This is a genomic window from Cupriavidus basilensis, from assembly GCF_029335485.1.
In the GTDB taxonomy this organism is placed as follows: Bacteria; Pseudomonadota; Gammaproteobacteria; order Burkholderiales; family Burkholderiaceae; genus Cupriavidus; species Cupriavidus basilensis_E.
This window is the reverse complement of record NZ_JARJLM010000416.1, coordinates 45,021-61,228: the sequence shown is the minus strand read 5'-3', so window position 1 is coordinate 61,228 and position 16,208 is coordinate 45,021. Positions and strand designations below refer to the sequence as shown.

The 16,208-nt window shown below is 68.4% G+C and carries 17 protein-coding genes; 10 read left to right on the top strand and 7 right to left on the bottom strand.

Going from position 1 to position 16,208, the window contains the following annotated elements:
* The 4 genes from P3W85_RS24895 to P3W85_RS24880 form a co-directional block, all read left to right on the top strand.
* The coding region (locus P3W85_RS24895; RefSeq protein ID WP_276266723.1) for a hypothetical protein at nt 1-231 on the top strand (231 nt) is incomplete at its 5' end.
* Nucleotides 232-384: 153 nt separating this feature from the next.
* Nucleotides 385-1,200 carry a molybdate ABC transporter substrate-binding protein gene (gene modA, locus P3W85_RS24890; RefSeq protein ID WP_276266722.1) on the top strand — a complete coding sequence of 272 codons (816 nt, stop codon included), beginning with the start codon at nt 385-387 and terminating at the stop codon, nt 1,198-1,200.
* Nucleotides 1,201-1,308: 108 nt separating this feature from the next.
* Entirely contained in the window at nt 1,309-1,980 is a 672-nt protein-coding gene (gene modB / locus P3W85_RS24885; RefSeq protein ID WP_276266726.1) for a molybdate ABC transporter permease subunit, read from the top strand.
* A gap of 7 nt (nt 1,981-1,987) precedes the next feature.
* The gene (locus P3W85_RS24880) at nt 1,988-2,710 is read left to right on the top strand and encodes an ATP-binding cassette domain-containing protein (protein ID WP_276266721.1); all 723 of its coding nucleotides are present in this window, start codon (nt 1,988-1,990) and stop codon (nt 2,708-2,710) included.
* Between the two features lie 39 nt (nt 2,711-2,749).
* Here P3W85_RS24880 and P3W85_RS24875 read toward each other — a convergent pair whose 3' ends face one another.
* On the bottom strand, nt 2,750-3,274 hold the full coding sequence (locus tag P3W85_RS24875; RefSeq protein ID WP_276266720.1) for a class IV adenylate cyclase: 525 nt from the start codon (nt 3,272-3,274) through the stop codon (nt 2,750-2,752).
* 134 nt (nt 3,275-3,408) lie between these two features.
* Here P3W85_RS24875 and P3W85_RS24870 point away from each other — a divergent pair, with 134 nt between their 5' ends.
* Nucleotides 3,409-3,906 (top strand): GNAT family N-acetyltransferase, encoded by a 498-nt coding sequence (locus P3W85_RS24870; protein WP_276266719.1) that lies wholly within the window; start codon nt 3,409-3,411, stop codon nt 3,904-3,906.
* 43 nt (nt 3,907-3,949) lie between these two features.
* Here P3W85_RS24870 and P3W85_RS24865 read toward each other — a convergent pair whose 3' ends face one another.
* From P3W85_RS24865 to P3W85_RS24850, 4 genes are all read right to left on the bottom strand, one after another.
* Nucleotides 3,950-4,753, bottom strand: coding sequence for a TOBE domain-containing protein (locus P3W85_RS24865; RefSeq protein ID WP_276266718.1), 804 nt, complete (start codon nt 4,751-4,753; stop codon nt 3,950-3,952).
* Between the two features lie 109 nt (nt 4,754-4,862).
* Nucleotides 4,863-5,105: an RNA recognition motif domain-containing protein gene (locus P3W85_RS24860; protein ID WP_017224492.1), complete on the bottom strand. Its 243-nt coding sequence runs from the start codon at nt 5,103-5,105 to the stop codon at nt 4,863-4,865.
* A 127-nt stretch (nt 5,106-5,232) separates the two neighbouring features.
* Nucleotides 5,233-6,012, bottom strand: a complete 780-nt coding sequence (gene fabI, locus P3W85_RS24855) for an enoyl-ACP reductase FabI (RefSeq protein WP_035806265.1) — start codon at nt 6,010-6,012, stop codon at nt 5,233-5,235.
* 61 nt (nt 6,013-6,073) lie between these two features.
* Nucleotides 6,074-8,542 carry a DUF3141 domain-containing protein gene (locus P3W85_RS24850; protein WP_430869608.1) on the bottom strand — a complete coding sequence of 823 codons (2,469 nt, stop codon included), beginning with the start codon at nt 8,540-8,542 and terminating at the stop codon, nt 6,074-6,076.
* Between the two features lie 242 nt (nt 8,543-8,784).
* Between P3W85_RS24850 and P3W85_RS24845 the strand changes: the two genes are divergently transcribed.
* From P3W85_RS24845 to P3W85_RS24835, 3 genes are all read left to right on the top strand, one after another.
* The gene (locus P3W85_RS24845; RefSeq protein WP_430869607.1) at nt 8,785-9,774 is read left to right on the top strand and encodes a phosphate acetyltransferase; all 990 of its coding nucleotides are present in this window, start codon (nt 8,785-8,787) and stop codon (nt 9,772-9,774) included.
* Between the two features lie 40 nt (nt 9,775-9,814).
* Nucleotides 9,815-11,053, top strand: coding sequence for an acetate/propionate family kinase (locus P3W85_RS24840; protein WP_276266716.1), 1,239 nt, complete (start codon nt 9,815-9,817; stop codon nt 11,051-11,053).
* A gap of 265 nt (nt 11,054-11,318) precedes the next feature.
* The gene (locus P3W85_RS24835; RefSeq protein WP_017228865.1) at nt 11,319-11,903 is read left to right on the top strand and encodes a cysteine hydrolase family protein; all 585 of its coding nucleotides are present in this window, start codon (nt 11,319-11,321) and stop codon (nt 11,901-11,903) included.
* 138 nt (nt 11,904-12,041) lie between these two features.
* Here P3W85_RS24835 and P3W85_RS24830 read toward each other — a convergent pair whose 3' ends face one another.
* A complete protein-coding gene (locus P3W85_RS24830) occupies nt 12,042-12,863 on the bottom strand; it encodes a tyrosine-protein phosphatase (RefSeq protein ID WP_276266715.1) in 822 nt (273 codons plus the stop codon).
* A 49-nt stretch (nt 12,864-12,912) separates the two neighbouring features.
* The gene (locus P3W85_RS24825; RefSeq protein WP_276266714.1) at nt 12,913-13,167 is read right to left on the bottom strand and encodes an RNA-binding protein; all 255 of its coding nucleotides are present in this window, start codon (nt 13,165-13,167) and stop codon (nt 12,913-12,915) included.
* A gap of 404 nt (nt 13,168-13,571) precedes the next feature.
* On the opposite strand from P3W85_RS24825, the gene P3W85_RS24820 reads away from it, so the two are divergent.
* The gene (locus P3W85_RS24820) at nt 13,572-15,092 is read left to right on the top strand and encodes a DASS family sodium-coupled anion symporter (protein WP_017228862.1); all 1,521 of its coding nucleotides are present in this window, start codon (nt 13,572-13,574) and stop codon (nt 15,090-15,092) included.
* 19 nt (nt 15,093-15,111) lie between these two features.
* On the top strand, nt 15,112-16,161 hold the full coding sequence (locus tag P3W85_RS24815; protein ID WP_276266713.1) for an Ldh family oxidoreductase: 1,050 nt from the start codon (nt 15,112-15,114) through the stop codon (nt 16,159-16,161).
* The last annotated feature ends 47 nt before the right edge of the window (nt 16,162-16,208 follow it).

Genomic DNA, 16,208 nt, shown 5'->3' with positions numbered 1-16,208 from the left:
TCCGAGCCGCAGGCGGCAAGCAGCGCGGTAGCGGCAACGGCGGCGGCCAGGACGGAGACGGTGGATACAGTGGATGCGGCGAAGATCGGTGACGAAGCGGATGCCGTGCGTGCTCGCACGGCGCCGGTCGGATGGCTGCTCATTTGGTGGCTCCCTTCTTTCTTGTTGTGCCTGGAGCCGGACATTGTCCCGAGCGCAAATGGCAGCAAGGTGACGTTTACGTTGCATTAAGATGACGACTGCAAATCACTCGGATGACCTGTCGCGATAAGCTGAACAGACGAGCTGTGTCATTGACGCCGCGTTATATACCGTCATATATTGCGCATTTGGCAGGCTGACCGGCTTGCCTGCCACGCTTTCCAACCTTGCTCCGCCACGCCCATGCAACCGATCACCGCTTCGCTGCCTGCCCTGCCCCGCCAATCCCGCCGCGCCCGCCGGACCGTCTCGCTGGCGGCTGGCCTGCTGCTGTCCGCCACGCTGGCGCTGTCCGCGCCGGCCGCCTTTGGCGCCGACCTGGTGGTGTCGGCCGCGGCGAGCCTGACCAATGCCTTCAAGTCGCTGGCCGAGTCCTACGAGCGCGCGCATCCGCAGACCAAGGTGGTGCTCAATTTCGGCGCCTCCGACGTGCTGATGCAGCAGATCGTCAATGGCGCGCCGGCCGACGTGTTTGCCTCGGCCGACCAGGACGCGATGAACAAGGCTGTCGCCGAACGCGTGGTGCAGGCCGCCACGCGCCGCGATTTCGCCGCCAACCAGCTGGCGCTGATCCTGCCCGCGGACAGCAAGCTGGTTGTGGACAAGCTGCAGGACCTGACTCGGCCGGACTTCAAGCGGGTGGCCTTTGGCAACCCGGCGTCGGTACCGGTGGGCCGCTATACCAAGGGCGCCCTGGAGGCAGCGGGCGTGTGGGATGCGGTATCCGCCAAGGGCGTGATGGCGCAGAACGTGCGCCAGAGCCTGGACTATGTGGCGCGCGGCGAGGTGGATGCCGGCTTCGTGTTCGCCACCGATGCGGCCATCATGCCGGAGAAGGTCAAGGTGGCGCTGCGGGTGCCGACACGCCAGCCGGTCACGTATCCGATCGCCGTCACCGCGCAGTCGAAGCAGCCCGCCGAAGCCGCGGCGTTCCTTGGCTACGTGATGTCGCCGGAAGGCCAGGCGGTACTGGCAAAGTATGGTTTCCTGAAGCCTTGATCCCGAGCCTCGAACGCTGCCGCCCGAACCTGCGCGCAGCGCCGCCAACCTGAACCCGTTTCCGCGCCTGGCCGGCCTGGCCGGCAGGCGCCCATCCCGATGAACACCCTGGAAGCTGTCTGGGTACCGCTCTCGCTGTCGCTCAAGGTGGCAGGCTGGGCCACCGTGCTCAATACGGTACTCGGCGTCGGCGCGGCCTTCGCGCTGTCGCGCTGGCGTTCGGCCGCGCGCGACGTGGTGGATGCCCTGCTCACACTCCCGCTGGTGCTGCCGCCCACCGTGCTCGGCTACTACCTGCTGGTGCTGGTCGGGCGCCGCGGCGTCTTCGGCGAGTGGCTCGGCCGGCTCGGCATCGAACTGGTCTTCACCTGGCAGGGCGCGGTGCTGGCCTCCACCATCGTGGCCTTCCCGCTGGTGCTGAAGTCGGCGCGCGCCGCCTTCGAAGGCGTGGACACCCAGCTGGAGGATGCCGCGCGCGTGCTCGGCACGCCGGAGGCAGGCATCTTCTTTCGCGTCACCTTGCCGCTGGCGGCGCGCGGCATCATCGCCGGCGTGCTGCTGGCCTTCGCCCGCGCGCTGGGCGAATTCGGCGCGACGCTGATGGTGGCAGGCAACCTGCCGGGACGCACGCAGACCTTGTCGGTAGCCATCTACGAAGCCGTGCAGGCCGGCGACGACAATACCGCCAACCTGCTGGTGGTGGTTACCTCGCTCACCTGCGTGGTGCTGCTGGTGGCGGCCGGCCGGCTGGTGCCACCCACCCGCAAACAGCTACGGTAGGCCAGCCATGAGCATGCAAGTCACCGTTCGCAAGCGCCTGGGCAGCGCCGAGCGCCATTTCGCGCTGGATATCGCCTTCGATTCGGCCAGCAAGCGCATCGCCTTGTTCGGGCCTTCCGGCGCGGGCAAAAGCCTGACGCTGCGCGCCATAGCGGGCTTGCTGACACCGGACAGCGGCCATATCGCGCTGAACGGCCGCACGCTGTTCGATAGCGAGGCGCGCGTCGACGTGCGTCCGCAGGAGCGGCGCGTGGCTTACCTGTTCCAGGACTATGCCCTGTTCCCGCACCTGACCGTGGCGCAGAATATCGCCTTCGGGCTGGCGCGCGGCTGGCGCAATCCGCGCCGCAGCGCCAGCCATCCGGAAGCGCAGCGCTGGATCGACGCCTTTGGCCTGGGCGCGATCGCCGGCAGTTATCCGGCCGAGCTCTCCGGTGGCCAGAAACAGCGCGCCGCGCTGGCGCGCGCGCTGGTGCCGCAGCCGGATATCGTGCTGCTCGACGAACCATTTTCCGCACTCGACCCGGCGCTGCGCGTGCGCATGCGCGCCGAACTGCGCGCGCTGCAAAGCAGCCTGGAAGTGCCGATGCTGGTGATCTCGCACGACCCCGACGATGTGGAGGCGCTCGGCGACCACGTGCTGGAAGTCCGCGAGGGCCGTATCTTCGGCTCCGCTCCCGTCAAGGGGCATCCGCAGGTATATGCCCCCGTCTCCGCGCGAGCGGTCTGACGGCGCTACCGGCACTATCGTGCACTACCGGCGCGCCGCTCAGCCTGCCGCCGTACGCGCGCGCAGCAGGTCCACGTAAGCGGTTTCGATCAACTGCCCTGCCGTCACGCCGAGCTTTGCCAGCAGCGCATGCGCCTCGGCCACGCCCGCCTGCGCGGGTTCGTCATCGGCCAGCACCACCTCCAGCTCGAGAAAATCCCCCAGCCCCTCCACGCGGTCGAGATGCACGCGGGTGCGGCCCACCAGGAACAGCGTGCGCGCCTTGCGCACCCGGCCGCTCTCGCCCCAGGCCGCCGTCAATGCCGCGCGCAGGGTGTCGGGCGACGTGGTGGGCGAAATGATGTAGCGGCTCTCCTTGGGCCCGGCCTGGTCCGCGCGCGCATAGAAAATCAGCTGCCCCTCGCCCGAAGGAAACGCCCGTAGCTTCAGCCGGCCGTTGGGGCAGGCGAAGAACGTGTCGTCCTGCAGGATCTGCTCGGGGCCATGGTCGGACAACGGCGCCGCCAGGGGCAGCAGCGATTCGACACTGTTGATATGGGCCTTGATCTCTATGTTTCTTGGCATGGCGATACTCCGGTGCAAGGGCTTGATTTCGCTTGATTTCGCGTTATGTCGCTTTACATCGATCAGGACAGCAGCGCTCTGCTTGCGCGGCATCGCATCGCACGGAATTCGCCCGTCCGGTTATGCTTGCGGGCATGAACACGTCACCCCCCAACCCGCAGATCCAGATCCGGCGCGCCGGGCCGTCCGACACGCCGGCCGTTGCCACCATCCTCACCGACACCTACCTCGCCACGTGGAAGCCACAGCTCACGGCCGATGCGATCGCCCGCTTCGAGCAGGAAGACAAGATTGCCGCTTATGTCCGTAGCCGGCTGGCGGAATTCCACCTGGCTTGCGTGGCCGGCACCGTGGCCGGCATGGTGGATTGGGAGAACGACTTTGTCTGGGCGCTGCACGTGTCGCCACGCTGGCAGTCCCTCGGGCTGGGCAGCGCGCTGCTGGCCCACGCGGAAGCCGCGATGGCGGTCGCGGGCCATGCCCAGGCCCGGCTCGAAACCGACACCTTCAACGAGGCGAGCCGCGCCTTCTACCGGCGCCACGGCTATGCCGAGGTGGGATTCTACCCCGACGAAAGCTGGCACAGCGGCTTCACCACGGTACTGCTGAGCAAGCCGCTGACACCCGTCTGAGCCCGCCTGAAGCGGCCTGAACCCGATACCCGGCGCGCAGCGCTCAACCCAGGGTGCCGAGAATCACGCTCGATGCCTTGAAGATTGCCAGCGCGCGGCTGCCGTCGGCCAGTCCCAGCGCCGTCACGCTGTCGTTGGTGACGATCGCCACCACGGTGCCACCGCCGTCCAGTTCGAGCGCCACCTCGGCGTTGACCGCACCGGGCAGCACGCGCGTCACGGTGCCCGGCAACTGGTTGCGCGCGGACAGCCGCAGCCCAGGCTCGGGCAGGCCGAGCAGCACGGACGAGGCCTTGACCAGCGCGAAGGCTTCGGCACCGGGCGCGAGGCCCAGCGTCTCCACGCTTTCATGGGTGATGGTGGCGACCACCTGCTGGCCGCCCGCGAGCGCCAGCGCGACCTCGTCGTTGACAGTGCCGGCGCGGATCGCCACGACCTTGCCGAACAGCTTGTTGCGGGCACTGGTCCTGATCATGAAGCGCCGCATCAGGTGAAGGTCGTCCTGCGCGCTCTCGCCGAGATGGCCGAGCGTGGCGAGATGGGCGATAAAAAGCCGGTGTTCGCGCTCCAGCGCGCGATAGGTGCGGATCAGGCTGACGGCACGCTCGGTGAGCACCGTGCCGCCGCCGCCGCGGCCGCCGGCGGCGCGCACCACCAGGGGCTCCCCGGCGCTGTTGTTCATCGCGTCGATGGCGTCCCAGGCGCCCTTGTAGCTGAGGCCGACCGCCTTGGCCGCCGCCGTGATCGAGCCGTGCTCGCCGATCGCGGCAAGCAGGGCGATGCGTTCGCCGCCGCCCCAGTCCTGGGAGCCTGCGCGGAACCAGATCGCGCCGTCGAGTTCTAGCATGCGGAAGAAAGCGCTGCCGCATGGCAGCGCAGCAAAGTGACAGATGCCGCTTATCTTAATGCGCAATGCCGAAGGAGCCCAAGGGCCACTCGGCGGCAGCCCGGGCGCGTCATCCCTGGTGGGCAGGAATGTACCAGCGCATCATGCTGCCCGCGAAGTACTGCCGGTCCAGCTGGCGCAGCAGACGCCACGCCCTGAAGGGATCGACATCCAGGTCGACCCAGGCCCACGGATGGTCGGGATCGCCTTCGCGCACCAGTTCCACGGATTTGACCGGGGCATAGGGCGCCAGCTTGTCGCGCAGCATCGTTTCGGTCACATCGCGGTGCAGCCCCCGGATGAGTACCTTCATGTCTCGCTCCCGATATGAGGCAGCGCGCACGCGGCGGGCGGCAGCCTCCGGTATCCACTGTAGGTAGTGTAGGCGCCGCGCGGCGGGCCTGGTGGCAAGCCGTGGCGCGTTTGTCCTGCCGGCGGCCTCAGGCCATGATATGCACGCCGCCGTCGACATAAACGGTATTGCCGGAAATGCGGCGCGCATAAGGCGTGGCGAGGTAGGCAGTGGCGAACCCCACATCCATGATATCGACCAGCTCGCCCAGCGGCGCGCGGCCCGCGGCCTCGGCCAGCAGGTGATCGAAATCCTTCAGGCCCGATGCGGCGCGGGTCTTGAGCGGTCCCGGCGAGATGGCGTGCACGCGAATGCCGCTCGGGCCCAGTTCGTGCGCCAGGTAGCGGCAGGCGGCTTCCAGCGCGGCCTTGACCGGCCCCATCAGGTCGTAGTTCGGCACCACCCGGTTGGCGCCCTCGTAGCTCATGGCGAACAGGCTGCCGCCCGCGCGCATCAGCGGCACGGCGCGCCGCGCCAGCCGCACGAAGGAATGGCAGGAGACATCCATGGCCCGCGCGAAGCCGGCCGCCGAAGAATTCAGCAGGCCGCCCTGCAGATCCGCCTTGGGCGCGAAGGCCACCGAATGCACCAGCACGTCGAGCGCGCCCCACTGCCCGGTGATCCGCTCGAACAGCGCCTGCTCCTGCGCGGGATCCTCCACATCGAGCGGCATCAGGATGGTGGCGCCGACGGATTCGGCCAGCGGCGCGACATGCGGGTAAGCCTTGTCGTTGAGATAGGTGATCGCCAGCTCGGCGCCGAGTTCGCGAAAAGCGCGCGCGCAGCCCCAGGCGATGGAGTCCGCATTGGCAATGCCGACCACCAGCACGCGCGCGCCCAGCAAGGGCGGATTCAGTACTTGCACCATGACATCCTCGCTCATCGAATGCGGTTGGCCGGCGTGCGCCCCACGGCACGGGATGCGGTGATCAACGCCCCGTCTTGCCGCCGCGCCGCGCCGCGCCCTTGGCGGATCTTGCCGGCTTCTCCGCCAGGCCCGGCCTGCCGGCGCCGCCACGCTTCGCCGCGGCGGTTTTGCTCCGGGTGGCGGAGACGCTGGCTTGCGGCGCTTCCGGCTCGCGCCCGGCACGCGGTGCCGCAGGCGCTTCGGCCTGCGTGCCGGCCGGGACCGGCGCGGCAGGCAAGGCCGTGGGCGCCACCGCGGTTGCCACCGCGGCAGCGGCCGGCTCCCGCGCCGTATGGTCGGTGCCCAGCACTCGCGCCACCTCGCGGTAGCGCGCCAGGCGCCCGCCGTCGAGCGGTCCGGCCACGGTCATGATGCGATGGATGGCCATCATGATGCGATGGCGCAGCGCACTGTCCGGCACCAGCAACGGCAGCGCGGCAATGGCGCGCGCGGCGTCGAGCCCGACGATCAGGCTCTGCCGCCTCACCGCATCCTTGAGCATGGCGATGTCGGGCTGCTGCTCCAGGTGCTCGCGCGCCATCTGCCGCATCAGGTTGAAGGGCCGCTCCTCGATGCTGGTGTTTTCGTCGGCGACATAGGCAGCGATGCGCATGAAGGCATCCAGCGGCGTGCCCTGCCCGATCTGCGCCTCGGCGTCATGGATACGCCTGGCCGCGAGTTCCTTGCGCAGTGCCGCGTTCTCGGGCGGCGGCCCGCGCCGCTCGGCACCGGGCGCGAAGCCCATCATCGCGGACAACCAGGGCGATTTGTACAGCGCCTCGAAGGTCTGCTCGCAGAGCGCGTCGCGCTGGTCGCGCCAGGCATCCAGCGTGCGCACGATGTAGTCGGACGCGGCGCGTTCCAGCGTGACAAAGGGATTGTCCTGCGCGACCGGCTGGCGCGCCTCGCGCACCGCCGGCGCAAAGGCGGCCACCCACGCCATCCACGGATTCGCATCCGACGCCAGCGAGCGCTCGAGGCGGGCCGGGTGCAACTGCCGCATGGCGTACGCGCCCAGCTCATTGGACAGCGCCTGCACCACCGGCGACGCGAACGTATCGTACAGGCGCTGGTTGACCTCGGCCACGCGGCGCACCACCTCGAACGGGCGCTCGTCGTCGCGGCCGTCGTCCAGCGCGAGGATATCGTCGATGGTACGGCGCTCGAAGCGCATCAGGTAGCGCCCGTCGATCAGCTCGAGATGCGAGGTGCCGGGTGCGATATCTTCGATGCGCGCTTCGTAGAGGCCGGGCGGCAGCACATCGATCAGGTCGAGCGCCGAGAACAGTTCGGTATGTTCGCGATTGGCCACGCCGGCCGACACGAAGATGCCAAGATGCCCGACTTTCTCATGCAGGCAATAGACGATCACCTGTTCGTTGGCGACGATCTCGTCGACGCTGGCGTAGAGATCGGGAATCCAGTTCAGCGCCTGTTGCGGCGGCGTGATGTTGTCCCCCCAGGAGGCGAAGACCACGATGGGCGAGCGCACGTTGCGCAGGTCCACCGCCACGCTGCCGTCCGCGCTGCGCACCTCGCCTGCAGTGAGATGGTTACCGACGAAGAGGTTCTGCACGATCCAGTCGATCTCGGCGCGGTTGAGCAGGAAGTGGCCGCCCCACCAGCGCTCGAACTCAAGGAACCGCTCGCGCTCGGTGTCGACCCGCGCATAAACCTCGTAGAGTTTTTTCCAATAGGTGTTGGACGGATTGAGCTGCTCGAAATTCTGCACCAGCCAGGCCCCGTCAAAGCGGCCGTTGCCGAGATCGGCGGCCAGGGACGACAGCCACGAGCCGCCCAGCAGGCCACCGCTGTAGCGCATCGGATTGCGCCCGCGCACGCCCGACCAGTAAGCCAGCGGCGAGCCGGCCAGCAGGATCGGCCCGACCAGTTCGGGTGCGGCCGCGGCCAGCATCATCAGCGCCCAGCCGCCCTGGCAGTTGCCGATCACGAAAGGCTTGCCCTGCGTCTGCGGGTGACGCCCGGCCACGGTCTCCAGGAACACGGCTTCGGCCCGCGCCACGCTTTCGATGGTCTGGCCGGGACACGGTACCGGGAAGAAGGTGACGAAGTAGCACGGGTGGCCGCGGCGCAGCGCGATGCCGATCTCGCTGTCGATCTTGAAGCCGCCGATGCCGGGGCCATGGCCGGCGCGCGGATCGATCACCACGAAAGGCCGCTTGGCCTCGTCGGTCACCATGCCGGGCGGCGGCAGGATGCGCAGCAAGGCATAGTTGGCGGGCTGCTCGAGCGTGCGCCCGTCGATCAGCACCTCGTGATCGAACACCAGCACCGGCGGCATGCCCTCGCGTTCGTGCTCGAAGGTCTGGTTGCCGCGCTCGCGCAGGATATCGAGCAACAGGATGGAGCGCTGCCAGGCATCCAGCGCGTAGGACCACGCATCGGACAACAGCGGCGGGACGTTCACGGCCAACTCAGGCATGCCGGCGGCGGCGCTGCCGGCATGGGCGACGGGTACTCGTGCGTTCACTCGGCTTCCCCTCTACGATATGGCGTTGGAGGCAGTCGATTTCCCGTGGCGGCGCGAGCCGCCATACGAAATTGCTGCCCTGCAGCACAGGCTAATCTACCAGCCAGGCTCCGTATTGACAACCCGCATTGGAGGGGATCGCCCAACCGGCATGACCTGGCGCAAGCCGGGGCGGCGCCGTCATCGTTCTGCAGGAAACTTGCCCTATACTGGGCCTTGTTTTTTTGCGCGACGCAGCATGCGTGCCGCACGCTGCTTGCGGCCGCCCCTCCCGACGCACTGGAAAGCCGATGACAAAGACGCTCGACAAGTACTCCGTCCTGCTGGCCCGCTGCGCCGAACTGGCAGCCATTCCCACCGCCGTGGCGCATCCCTGCGATGCCACCTCGCTCGGCGGCGCGCTGCAGGCCGCGCGGCTTGGCCTGATCGTGCCGCTGCTGATCGGGCCCGAGGCGCGGATCCGCCAGGTTGCCGACGCCAACGCGCTGGACCTCGGCGACAGCGTGCTGATCGACGCGCCGCACAGTCACGCCGCCGCCGCGCGCGCGGTGGCGGCAATACGCTCGGGCGAGGCCGAGCTGCTGATGAAGGGCAGCCTGCACACCGACGAACTGATGCACGAGGTCACCGCCTCGGCCACGGGCCTGCGCACCGGCCGGCGCCTCTCGCATGTGTTCGCGATGGACGTGCCGAGCTACCACAAGCCGCTGTTCATCACCGACGCCGCGGTCAACATCTTCCCCACGCTCAACGACAAGGCCGATATCTGCCGCAACGCGATCGACCTGCTGCGCGTGCTGGGCATCGAAAGCCCCAAGGTGGCGATCCTGTCGGCGGTGGAAACCGTGACCGACAAAATCCCTTCCACCATCGACGCCGCGGCGCTGTGCATGATGAGCCGGCGCGGCCAGATCGAAGGCGGCATCCTCGACGGCCCGCTGGCCTTCGACAACGCCATCAGCCGCGAAGCGGCGGTGACCAAGGGCATCGTCTCCGAGGTGGCGGGCGACCCCGACATCCTGCTGGTGCCCGATCTCGAATCCGGCAACATGCTGGCCAAGCAGCTCACCTTCCTGGCCGGCGCGGAAGCCGCCGGCATCGTGCTGGGCGCGCGCGTGCCGATCATCCTCACCAGCCGCGCCGACAGCGTGCGCGCGCGCATCGGCAGTTGCGCCATTGCCGTACTGGTGGCGCATGCGCGCCGCACCGCCCAGGCCGCCACCGGCGTCTGAGCGTCCGATCCCCCCCCCGCCCCGAAGGAGGCTTGCCAGCGTGAGCGTCGTCCATCCCACCATCCTCGTCGTCAATGCCGGTTCATCCAGCGTCAAGGTCTCGGTGTACGCCGTGCCCGAGGCCGCGCACGCCGACACCGACATCAATCCGGTACTGAGCGCGCATGGCCAGATCGAAGGCATTGGCGTGGCGCCCCGCCTCACCGCGAGCATGGCCGACGGCCGTGCGGTCGCCGACGAACGGTTCCCGGTGGCGCAGGTGGCCGATCACGACGCCGCCTTCCGCCTGATCCGGCTGGTGCTCAGCATCGGCCTGCGCGATACGCCTCCGGTGGCGATCGGCCATCGCGTGGTGCACGGCGGCGCGGACTATGCCGCAGCGGTGAAGATCGACGACGAGGTCATCGCCAAACTGGAGGCGCTGGTACCACTCGCGCCGCTGCACCAGCCGCACAATCTCACGGCGATCCGCGCGGTGCGCGAAGCCGCGCCGGCACTGCTGCAGGTGGCCTGCTTCGACACCGCCTTCCACGCCAGCCACGATGCGATGGCGCAACTGCTGGCGCTGCCCTACGAATACTTCGAGCGCGGCATCCGCCGCTACGGTTTTCACGGCCTGTCCTACGAATACATCGCACGCCGGCTGCAACAGGTCGCGCCCGATCTTGCCGCCGGCCGCGTGATCGTGGCCCACCTGGGCAACGGCGCCAGCCTGTGCGCCATGCGCGAGGGACGCAGCATCGAATCCACCATGGGCCTGACCGCGCTCGACGGCCTGCCGATGGGCACGCGCTGCGGCGCCATCGATGCCGGCGCCGTCCTGTGGCTGTCGCAGCAAGGCATGAGCAGCAAGGATATCGAGACCATGCTGTATCAGGAGTCGGGGCTGAAAGGCTTGTCCGGCGTCAGCAGCGATATGCGCGCCCTGCTGGCCAGCGACGCGCCGCGCGCGCGCCTGGCCATCGATTTCTACGCCTACCGCGCTGCGCAGGAAATCGGCAAGCTGGCCACCACGCTGGGCGGCCTCGATGCGCTGGTGTTCACCGCCGGCATCGGCGCCAATTCGCCGCCGGTGCGCGAGCGCATCTGCGCGCGGCTCGCGGACCTGTTCGGCATCAGCCTGGACGCCGCCGCGAACGGCGAGAACCGCCAGCGCATCAGCCGCGACAACAGCCGCGTGCCGGTGCTGGTGCTGCCCACCGACGAAGAAGGCATGATCGCGCTGAATACCGCGCGGATCCTGCGCGAGCAGGCAGGGGCGGCGCAGGCAGCCCGTTAAGAGGCCGGCAGGCGGCCGCCATCAATGGCCGGATGGAGGTTGACGCGCCGCATGGCCTGCTGCATGATGCCCGCATGCACTTCATCGAGCGCCCGGCAGCCTCTGCCACTACCACCGCTACCACCACGACCGCTTTCGGCGGGTCGTGCGGCCGGTACGCGAGCCCGGAGTCGAAGTAGCATCAGCGTATTGCCCCAAGGCCCCGCCAGCAATGGATGGGGACCTGCCGTTTCTCCGCCAGCGCCGGCATCACAGGAGAAACACCATGCAGGATCCAGGCGCAGGGCGGTCCGCCCTTCTGATCGTCGATATGCAATGCGGCATGTTCAATGGCCCGCAGCAGCCGTATGAAGGCGAGCGCGTACTCGCCAACATCAACGCACTGATTCGTCAGGCCCGCCAGGCCGGCGCCCCGGTCTTCGCGGCGCGGCACACCGGGCCGCAGGGATCGCCCATCGCGCCGGGAAGCGCGCTCACGCAACTACTGCCCGGGCTGATGGTGGATGCGGCGCAGGACACGGTGTTCGACAAGACCCGGCCCAACTGCTTCTTCGGCACCGGGCTGGCCGGCTGGCTCGCCGGCGCCGGCGTGGCCGAGCTGGTGATCGCCGGGGTAAAAACGGAGTACTGCATCGACACAACCTGCCGCGCCGTCGCCGACCTCGGCTTCAGGGGCGTGCTGGTGGCCGACGCGCATACCACCATGGACACGCCGGCCCTGTCCGCGCGGGCGATCACCGCGCATCACAACCTGGTATTGAACGGACCGTTCGTGCGACTGGCCAGCACAGCGGACTGCCTGTTCCCGCCGCTCCCGGCGACCCGGCGGCCTGAATCCGAAAAGCGTTGAGGAACCAGGCGGACCGGGAAGGCGTGCGGGCCCGGGAACGACGCTCGGCAAGGCTGGCGCCTTGCGCGCATTCGCGACGGCGCATGGCGCATGCTTGCCGGCCTGCCGGCGCAACGAATCCGTGGCCAGGGACACTGCCTAGGCTCGCACCAGGTAAGCCTGCCGCAGGCGCTCCGCATCCACGCCCAGCACGTCGCCGAGATAGGTTTCCATGCCGCCGTAATCCTGCTCGATGGCGTGCATGGACGCCTCCAGATAGGACGCTTTCACCTCCAGCAGCGGCCACATCACCGCCGGGTCGACGCCGGACTGCGCGGCCCGGTCGCTCATCTGCCGGTTGAAGCCCTGGTTGCAGCGATTCGAATCCAGGTAATTGGCCATGATGGCGTCGCGCCCGACCCCCAGCGCGCCGAGCAGCAGCAACGAGGCAAAGCCGGTGCGGTCCTTGCCGGCGGTGCAGTGGTACAGCAGGTTGCCGCCCTGCTCCGCGGTCTTCAGGAAGCCGCCGAAGGCGGCCTGGTACCTGCGCGGAAAATCGCGGTAGACCTCCAGCATGAAAGCCTCCGTCTCCGGCGCGCTGCCGCCGCGCAGGCGCGGCATCAACTCGGCCATCGACATGCTGCCTTCCAGCACCGGCGAAGCCACCCAGCGGAAGACCTGGCCAAAGCCGCTCTCCGCCGGCGATTTTTCGCCAGACGAGCGGAAGTCGATCACCAGGTCCAGTTGCAGCGCGCGCAGGCGCGCCATATCGGCGGCGCTGGCCAGGCCCGGATTGCCGCTGCGAAACAGCTTGCCGGCCCGCACCTGGCGGCCATCGGCGGTGACAAGGCCGCCCAGGTCGCGGATATTGACCACGGTCTCCAGCACCAGCGGTGCCTGGCCATGACCGCCGGCGCCTGGCGCCAGCGACGGCGCGTCGCCCACTACGGCGTGGCGGCGCCACGCGAACAAATACTGCATCGATCTCTGTCCTGTTCCTGGAATTCGTCGAACTTCCGTATGGCTTGAATCAGCGTGCGCGATACGCCGGCACATGCCAGCGCGTATGGCAGCCGGCAATATAACGGCGATCGAGGTTCGCCACCAGCTTCCACACCGTCATCGGATCGACATCGTCGAGGTCCAGGTCGACCCAGGCCCAGGGATGGGCGCCGTCGCCCTCGTCGATCAACTCCACCTCCTTCACCCGCACATAGGAGGCCAGGGCCTCGCGCAGCCGCGCTGCGCCGACTCCGGCACGTAGTCCTCTTACCAAAACCTTCATCACGCGCTCCAATGATTTCAGATCGCCTCGCTGTCCAGGGCCGATGCGCATACTGCCCGGCCCCGGGCCCGCGATGCGCCGACAGCAAACCTGTACGGCGCGAGGATTCCGAAAGTATGACGCCTTGCACCCCCGGGAATTTCCCCGCACCCGCACCCTCCTTGATCCTGGTCAGAAGATCCCCGGATCCGGCCTCGACACGCGCCGCCGGCCGCCACCATAATTTCCCCATGTCGAACTCGGCAGCCCGGCCACGAGCCGGCCTGCGCATCGGCCAGGCCTTCACGGAAGCCCGACGAACGACACCGCCCTCAAGCCAGCCGCAGGCTACCGATCTTGCCCGCGCGTGACGTCCGCCATCCCGTGTCGACCCCAACATCAACAAGACAAGCAAAGGGAAAGCGATGACAGATCCGCGCAATCCGACCCAGACCGTCCCCACTGCCGCGGCCGCCGCGGGCCAGGCCACACCGAAAATTTCGCAACCGTGGGGGCTCTATGCCGCCGTGGTGGTGCTGATCGGCATACTCTGGCTGCCAGTGCCCGCCGACCTGCCGGTGGCGGGCCATCGCATGCTGGCCATCCTCGCCTTCGCCATCGTGGTGTGGATCACCGAGGCCGTCTCCTACGAGGCCAGCGCGGTCATGATCACCTCGCTGATGGCAGCGCTGATCGGCTTCGCGCCCACCGTGGGCGATCCCGCCACGCAGTACGGTACCTCCAGGGCACTCGGCATGGCGCTGGCGGGCTTCTCCAACACCGCGCTGGCACTGGTCGCCGCCGCCCTGTTCATCTCGGCCGCGATGACCGTGACCGGGCTGGACCGGCGCATCGCGCTGGTCACGCTCTCGGCCATCGGCACCAGCACCCGGCGCATCCTGATCGGCAGCATCGCGGTCACCATCGCGCTGTCGCTGGTGGTGCCCAGCGCCACGGCGCGCAGCGCCTGCGTGGTGCCGATCATGATGGGCATCATCGCCGCCTTCGGTGTCGACAAGAAGTCAAACATCGCGGCCGGCATCATGATCACGGTGGCGCAGGCCACCAGCATCTGGAACGTCGGCATCCAGACCGCCGCCGCGCAGAACCTGCTGACGGCGGGCTTCATGGACAAGCTGCTGGGCGAGCGCATCACCTGGCTGCAATGGCTGATCGCCGGCGCGCCGTGGGCCGTCGCGATGTCGGTGGTGCTGTATTTCCTGGTGCGTTTCCTGCTGCCCGCCGAGACCGAGGCCATCCCCGGCGGCAAGGAAGCCGTGCAGCGCGAACTGGCCGGGCTGGGCCCGATGAGCGGCCCGCAGAAACGGCTTGCCGCGGTGTCCATCGGCCTGCTGCTGTTCTGGGCCACCGAGGGCAAGCTGCATCAGTTCGATACCGCCACCGTGACCTTCGTCGGCCTGGTGATCCTGATGATGCCGCGCATCGGCGTGATGGACTGGAAGACCATGCAGCAGCGCACGCCGTGGGGTACCCTGATCGTGTTCGGCGTGGGCATCAGCCTGGGCACCGCGCTGCTCACTACGCAGGCCGGCCAGTGGCTGGGCAAGTTCGTGGTGGCGCATTCCGGGCTCGCCACGCAGGGACCGATCCTGGTGTTCGCCATCCTGGCGGCCTTCCTGATCCTGATCCATCTCGGCTTCGCCAGCGCCACCGCGCTCACCGCCGCGCTGCTGCCGATCCTGATCTCGGTGCTGCAGACCCTGCCGGGCGACGTCAACAAGATCGGCCTGACCATGCTGCTGGGCTTTACCGTCAGCTTCGGCTTCATCCTGCCGATCAACGCGCCGCAGAACATGGTGTGCCTGGGCACCGACACCTTCAATGGCAAGCAGTTCGCCAGGGTCGGCATCCCCGTCACGCTGATCGGCTACGCCATGATGCTGCTGTTCGCCGCCACCTACTGGCGCTGGCTGGGCTGGATCTGAGCCGGGGAGAACACGCATCATGCACATCACACTGCAAGCCGCCACCCAACTGGCGCGCGACCTGCTGGCCGCGCAGGGCGTACCCGCCGACATCGCCAACGACGTGGCCGAACACCTGGTCGAGGCCGATCGCTGCGGCTATGCCAGCCACGGCCTGTCGATCCTGCCAAATTACCGGCGCTCGCTTGCCACCGGCAACGTCAATCCCGCCGGCCGCGCCGAATGCGTGCTCGACCGCGATAGCCTGCTGGTGTTCGACGGCAACGGCGGCTTCGGCCAGCACGTCGGCAAGACCGTCATCGAGACCGCCATCGAGCGGGTGCGCCGGCACGGCCACTGCATCGTCACGCTGCGCCGCTCGCACCATCTCGGCCGCATGGGGCACTTCGGCGAGATGGTGGCCAAAGAAGGCTATGTACTGCTGAGCTTCACCAATGTGATCAACCGCGCGCCCGCGGTGGCGCCCTATGGCGGCCGCGCCGCGCGGCTGACCACCAACCCGCTATGCTTCGCCGGGCCGATGCCGAACGGCAGGCCGCCGCTGGTGGTGGACATCGCCACCAGCGCGATCGCCATCAACAAGGCGCGCGTGCTGGCCGAGAAAGGCGAGCCGGCGCCGGAGCACAGCATCATCGACGCCGACGGCAATCTCACCACCGATGCCGCCACCATGTTCGGCGAGCGCCCGGGGGCGCTGCTGCCCTTCGGCGGCCACAAGGGCTATGCGCTAGGGGTGGTGGCCGAGCTGCTGGCCGGCGTGCTGTCGGGCGGCGGCACCATCCAGCCGGAGAACCCGCGCGGCGGCGTGGCCACCAACAATATGTTCGCGGTGCTGATGAACCCGGCGCTCGACCTGGGGCTGAGCTGGCAGAGCGCCGAGGTGGAAGCCTTCGTCAACTACCTGCACGACACCCCGCCCGCGCCGGGCTTCGATGGCGTGCAATACCCGGGTGAGTTCGAAGCCGCCAACCGCGCGCTCGCCACCACCCATCTGGAGGTCAATCCAGCCATCTGGCGCAACCTGGCGGCGCTGGCGCAGGAACTTGGCGTAGCGCTGCCAGCGGCCTGACCCGGCGTGCCCTGCGCCGGACCTGCCCGTGGTCCGGCGCAGGCTTC